At 60.9% G+C, this 6,156-nt stretch carries 5 protein-coding genes; all 5 read right to left on the bottom strand.

The annotated features are described in order from the left end of the window. Positions 1 to 7: 7 nt before the first annotated feature. The 5 genes from ACOI8A_RS25145 to leuS all read right to left on the bottom strand — a co-directional run bounded on the left by ACOI8A_RS25145 (position 8) and on the right by leuS (position 6,035). Entirely contained in the window at positions 8 to 1,321 is a 1,314-nt protein-coding gene (locus ACOI8A_RS25145; protein ID WP_420648527.1) for a lytic murein transglycosylase, read from the bottom strand. 61 nt (positions 1,322 to 1,382) lie between these two features. Further along, positions 1,383 to 1,547: an alternative ribosome rescue factor ArfA gene (gene arfA, locus ACOI8A_RS25140; protein ID WP_420648526.1), complete on the bottom strand. Its 165-nt coding sequence runs from the start codon at positions 1,545 to 1,547 to the stop codon at positions 1,383 to 1,385. A 111-nt stretch (positions 1,548 to 1,658) separates the two neighbouring features. Then, positions 1,659 to 2,696: a DNA polymerase III subunit delta gene (gene holA / locus ACOI8A_RS25135; protein ID WP_420648525.1), complete on the bottom strand. Its 1,038-nt coding sequence runs from the start codon at positions 2,694 to 2,696 to the stop codon at positions 1,659 to 1,661. Positions 2,697 to 2,735: 39 nt separating this feature from the next. Continuing rightward, on the bottom strand, positions 2,736 to 3,341 hold the full coding sequence (gene lptE, locus ACOI8A_RS25130) for an LPS assembly lipoprotein LptE (RefSeq protein WP_420651374.1): 606 nt from the start codon (positions 3,339 to 3,341) through the stop codon (positions 2,736 to 2,738). Between the two features lie 87 nt (positions 3,342 to 3,428). Then, positions 3,429 to 6,035 (bottom strand): leucine--tRNA ligase, encoded by a 2,607-nt coding sequence (leuS, locus tag ACOI8A_RS25125; protein ID WP_420648523.1) that lies wholly within the window; start codon positions 6,033 to 6,035, stop codon positions 3,429 to 3,431. Positions 6,036 to 6,156 lie beyond the last annotated feature (121 nt).

Genomic DNA, 6,156 nt, shown 5'->3' with positions numbered 1-6,156 from the left:
TCTTGCCTTATTGCGTACGCAGGCTTTCCAGCAACTTGTGCGTCGGATACCCATCCGCCGGCCAGCCAAGCGCCTGCTGCGCAGCGCGAATCGCCTTGCGCGTATTCGCGCCGATAATCCCGTCCGCCGTGCCGGCATCGTAATTGCGCGCACTCAACAGGTTCTGCAATTCAATACGCTCGGAGCGGCTCAGCGGCATGTCGTCTTTCGGCCACGAGCCATTGATCAGGCCGGCACCGGCGAAGCGCTCGGACAACAGACTCACCGCCAACGCATACGACGACGAATTGTTGTACTTGAGGATCGCGCGGAAGTTGTCGAGGACCAAAAACGCCGGGCCGCGATAACCGGCCGGCAGCAGCAGGGCGGCCGAGAGTTGCTCGGAACCTTGGCTGCCCCCCGGCAGAATCACGCCCAACTGCCGCCACTCAGCGACGGTTTTGCGCATCGTGCCGTCAGCCAGGGTGTAATTGAAACCGCTCGGCAACTGCACCTCGAAACCCCAGGGCTGGCCACGCTGCCAGCCCGAGCTTTGCAGGTAGTGCGCAGTCGATGCCAATGCATCGGCCGGGCTGCCCCAGATGTCGCGGCGACCGTCGCCATCGAAATCCACGGCATGGGTGTTGTAAGTGGTCGGAATGAACTGAGTCTGGCCCATGGCGCCGGCCCAGGAGCCAAGCATCTTCTCCGGGGTGATATCGCCCTGTTGCAGAATCTGCAGCGCTGCAATCAATTGCGCGTGGGCAAAGCCCGGACGCCGGCCTTCGTAAGCCAAAGTCGCCAGCGAGTTGATCACCGATTTGCTGCCCTGGAACTGGCCGAAGTTACTCTCCATGCCCCACACCGACACCAGTGCCTGACGATCGACGCCGTAGCGCTGCTCGATGCTTTGCAGAATATCGGCGTACTGCGTGAGCAGCGCCTGACCCTTGCGTACGCGCAGGGGCGACAGGGCTCCGTCGAGGTATTCCCACACCGGACGCGAGAACTCGGGTTGGCTGCGGTCGGCGCGGATCACGCTGGCGTCGAAGCTGACATCGGCGAAGGCGCGGTCGAACAGGTCGGCGCGAATCCCGGCGGCCAGAGCATCCCTGCGAAAACCGGCCTGCCATTCGGCAAATGTCTGGGAAGGTTGGAGATCGAGGTTGTCACCAGTCGGCACTACCGGCGGGATGATCGCTGGGGCCGTGGAAACGGGAACGGTCTGAAGCGGTTGTGCGTCGGCAGCGGTGGGTTTTTCCGCGCAGGCGACAAGCAGTACGAAGCTGGATGCAGCGATCAGTTGGCTGAAGGGCCAACGACGAGGAATACAAAAGGGCATGCACAGGTCCAGAAGATACGAATCAGGTGCAGACCTTAACATGAGGAGGGGGTGCTGCGCTTTAAGCGGCCAGAAAGTAAGAAGCCCCCCAGCTGTCAGACTGGAAGGCTTCGCGGCGGTAGCTGCCTTTGCCCTTGGCCGGGCGTTCCTGGCGGCTGCGGAACAGCGGCTGGGCGATGATGGATTTGGCCTTGTTCGGGCCATTTTTCGATGGCTTTTTGCTCATGAGGATTCTCTCGAGTGAGTGGGTTTTTGCGCGGGAAATGATCGGCCGATGTCAGGCGTCTGTCTAGTGGGCAGACGGCTGAGATTTGTGTAGGAAAAAAGTCAAAAGATCTTATTCGGCGGGCAATGACAGACGCTGGCCGGCCATCAACAACGCCAACCGGCTCAGACTCATCCACGGCGACCCGGCAGCCTGACCCTTGATCTGCGCATCAATGCGCTGCGCCTCGAGCAACAGTTGCGCCCAGCGTTGCGCTGTATAGCGTTGCAGGGCTTTGCTCATCAGCGGTTTGCGCTTGTCCCAGACCGGCGGTTTCGCCTGACTGAAGCACTTGTCCAGCGGTGTACCCTGGCTATATTGCAGGGCGATGTTGGCCAGCAGGCGCAACTCGCGCGCCAATGCCCAGAGAATCACCGGCGGCTCGACGCCTTCACCGCGCAGTCCTTCGAGAATGCGCAGCGCGTGAGCAGTTTCACCGTTGAGCACCGCGTCGGTCAGGCCGAACACGTCAAATCGCGCACTGTCAGCCACGGCGGCTTGCACGGTCTCGACGGTGATCTGCCCGCCTTCGGCCATTAGCTTGAGCTTTTCGATTTCCTGCGCGGCGGCGAGCAGATTGCCCTCGACCCGTGCCGCGATCAGCTCGACCGCGTCCTGACTGGCCGACAATCCGGCTTGCGACAGGCGCTGACGGATCCAGCTCGGCAACTGGTTGGCATCCACCGGCCAGATTTGCACGAACTGGGTTTGCTGACCTTCGACCAGCGCTTTGCCCCACTTGGTTTTCTGCGCACTGCCGTCGAGCTTGGGTAAGCTGATCAGCAGCAGGGTGTCTTCAGCGGGGCGTGAGCAGTATTCGATCAGCGCGGCGGCGCCTTTGTCTCCAGGCTTGCCCGAAGGCAGGCGCAGTTCCAGCAGGCGTTTTTCGGCGAACAGCGACATGCTCGCGCCAGCCATCAGCAACGCGCCCCAATCGAAACTGGCGTCGGCGGCGAATACCTGGCGTTCGTCGAAACCCTGCTGACGGGCAGCAGCGCGGATGGCGTCGGCAGCTTCCTGACACAACAGCGGATCATCGCCGCTGATGATGTAGACCGGCGCGAGAGCGCCTTGCAGGTGCTTACCGAGTTGGGCGGGAGCGAGCTTCATAAGAAACGGCGAACGGGGCGCCTGAGCGCCCCGTACGTCTTACTGCTGCGGCAGTTCGAGCGGCGACTGACGCGGGGTTTCCGCTTCAGCTTTCTGCGCCGCTTCCAGCGCATCGGCTTCTGCCTTGGCCCGGTTGTTGGCGGTTTGTTGCAACTGCTCCAACTGAACCGGCGTCAGCTGTTGCAGGCGCAGCATCATGCGTTGAACCAGCTCACGATGGATTTCGCGACGGGCGTCGTTGGCTTCCTGGTCGGAACCGACCAGGTTGTTGCCGTCGTGGATGAACACTTTCTGCACTTCAAGCTTGTCGCTCAGCAGCAGCAGATTTTTGTCACCCCGGATGTCGTAGTTCAGCACAGTATTGACCTGATACTCACCCGTACGACCGGCACCGGCATAGCTCAGAATGCGCTGGCTTTCCTGCTCATCAGCCAGAAACAGCTTGTACGGCGCGCCGGAAATCACTTTCACGCCGCTGGACTCCAGCACCTGACGCAGTTGCGTCACGGTCTCGCCGTAAGCGTTGCGCGCGCTCAGGTCGAGTTCCTTGATGCTCAGCTCGTTGGTGCCAGTGCCGCGCAGCTGGAAACCACAGGCGCTCAGCAGGACAGCGAGGCCCATCACCAGCAGATTGCGTTTGATCATCTTGTTGCTCCCCTTGAAACCATGTGGGCTGGCTCTGCAGCCCGAAAGGTTTTACTCGGCGCCAGGCAAACCTGGCGCCCGATCCAATTAGCTGGCGACGATATTGACCAGTTTCCCGGGCACTACGATCACTTTACGAATAGTCAGGCCATCGACGAAGCGCAGCACGTTCTCGTTGATACGGGCGGCGGCTTCGACTTCTTCGCGAGTGGCGGTGGCCGGCATTTCGATCTGACCGCGCAGTTTGCCGTTGACCTGGATGACCAGGGTCAGGCTGTCCTGCACCAGCGCGGATTCATCCACCACCGGCCAAACAGCGTCGATCACCGGGTCAGCGTGACCCAGTTGATTCCACAACTCATGGCTGATGTGCGGTGTGATCGGCGCCAGCAACAGTGTCACGGCTTCGAGACCTTCGTGAACCAGCGCGCGATCCTGCTCGGTCACTTGCGCGGCTTTTTCCAGCACGTTCATCAGCGTCATCACCTGGGCGATGGCGGTGTTGAATTTGTGGTTCTGGCCGACGTCGTGGCTGGCCTGCTTGATGGCCAGGTGAATCGAGCGGCGAACGGCTTTCTGCTCGTCGTTCAGGCTGGCGATATCAAGTTTGCCCGGCAGGCCTTGAGCGACGTGCGCTTGAGCCAGACGCCAGACGCGCTTGAGGAAACGGTGCGAACCTTCGACGCCGGAGTCCGACCATTCGGCGCTCATGTCTGGCGGCGAGGCGAACATCATGAACAGACGGCAGGTGTCGGCTCCGAACTGATCGATCATCGACTGTGGGTCGACGCCGTTGTTCTTCGACTTGGCCATCTTCTCGGTGCCGCCGATTTCCACTGGCAGACCGTCGGAGATCAGCTTGGCGCTGATGACCTTGGCTTTGCTGTCACGCTCTAGTTCCACGTCCGCCGGGTTGAACCAGGTGTAAGCACCGTTGGCTTCGCGACGATAGTAGGTCTCGGCGATCACCATGCCTTGGGTCAGCAGGTTCTTGAACGGCTCGTTGGAGCTGACCAGACCTTCGTCACGCATCAGCTTGTGGAAGAAGCGCGCGTAGAGCAGGTGCAGGATCGCGTGTTCGATACCGCCGATGTATTGATCCACCGGCAACCAGTGGTCAGCCGCGGATTTTTCCACCAGACCGCCTTCAAAGTGCGGCGAGGCGTAGCGGGCGTAGTACCAGGACGACTCGACAAAAGTGTCCATGGTGTCGGTTTCACGCTTGGCAGGCTGGCCGCATTTCGGGCAACTGCACTCGTAGAACTCGGGCATGCGCGCCAGCGGCGAACCGGCGCCATCCGGCACCACGTCTTCCGGCAGGACGACTGGCAGTTGATCTTCCGGCACCGGCACGTCACCGCAGGTTTCGCAGTGGATGATCGGGATCGGGCAGCCCCAGTAGCGCTGACGGCTGATGCCCCAGTCGCGCAGGCGGAACTGGGTGCGCGAGGCGCCCAGCTCTTTCTTGATCAGCGCAACTTCGATCGCGTCGAACGCGCCAGCGAAGTCGAGACCGTCGAATTCGCCGGAGTTGATCAGCGTGCCGTGCTCGCCGTAGGCGTCTTGCCATGGGGCCGGGTTGGTTTCGCCGGAGCTGGTGCGCACCACCGATTTGATCGGCAGATCGTACTTGTGGGCGAATTCGAAATCGCGCTCGTCGTGCGCCGGCACAGCCATGACCGCGCCGTCGCCGTAGTGCATCAATACGTAGTTGGCGACCCACACCGGCAGTTTCTCGCCAGTCAGCGGGTGCTCGACGAACAGGCCGGTTGGCAGGCCTTTCTTCTCTTGTGTAGCGACGTCGGCTTCAGCAACGCTGCCGCCCTTGCATTCAGCGATGAACGCTTGCAGCTCGGGATTGTTCTGAGCGGCCAGAGTGGCCAGCGGGTGTTCAGCGGCAACAGCGACATAAGTCGCGCCCATCAGGGTGTCCGGACGGGTGGTGAACACTTTGAGTGCGCCGGCTTCGCCGATGGAATCGACGTTGTACGGGAACTGCACTTCCATCCCGCGCGACTTGCCGATCCAGTTGCGCTGCATGGTCTTGACCTGTTCAGGCCAGCCAGTCAGTTCGTCGAGGCTCTCCAGGAGTTCATCCGCGTAGGCGGTGATCTTGAAGTAGTACATGGGGATTTCACGCTTTTCGATCAGCGCGCCGGAGCGCCAGCCGCGACCGTCGATCACTTGCTCGTTGGCCAGAACGGTCTGATCGACCGGGTCCCAGTTCACGGTGCCGTTTTTACGGTAGATCACGCCTTTTTCGAACAGGCGAGTGAACAGCCATTGTTCCCAGCGGTAATAATCCGGCTTGCAGGTGGTGACTTCGCGCGACCAGTCCACCGCCAGACCCAGGCTGCGCAGCTGGGTTTTCATGTAGGCGATGTTTTCGTAGGTCCACTTGGCCGGTGCCACGTTGTTCTTCATCGCGGCGTTTTCTGCCGGCATGCCGAACGCGTCCCAACCCATCGGTTGCAGAACGTTCTTGCCTTGCATGCGCTGATAGCGGGAGATCACGTCGCCGATGGTGTAGTTGCGCACGTGCCCCATGTGTAGCTTGCCGCTGGGGTAAGGGAACATCGACAGGCAGTAGAAAGTCTCCTTGCCTGGCTGTTCACTGACTTCAAAGGACTTTTGCTCGTCCCAGAACGACTGGGCGGCGGCTTCGATTTCACGGGGCTGATATTGTTCGTGCATGGCTACTTTTGTACTGGATAGGGGTGGCCTAATCCTCTTCAATGCGTCATCCGGAGCGGGCCGGGGATGCTGGAAGTGGAGTTACAGGAAGCGCCGTAGCATACATGACCGCGCTTGGCCT

The sequence above is a fragment of the Pseudomonas sp. P4795 genome (genome assembly GCF_048822895.1).
Taxonomy (GTDB): Bacteria; Pseudomonadota; Gammaproteobacteria; order Pseudomonadales; family Pseudomonadaceae; genus Aquipseudomonas.
Note: the sequence above shows the minus strand (reverse complement) of the source record. Positions and strands in the feature narration are given on the sequence as shown.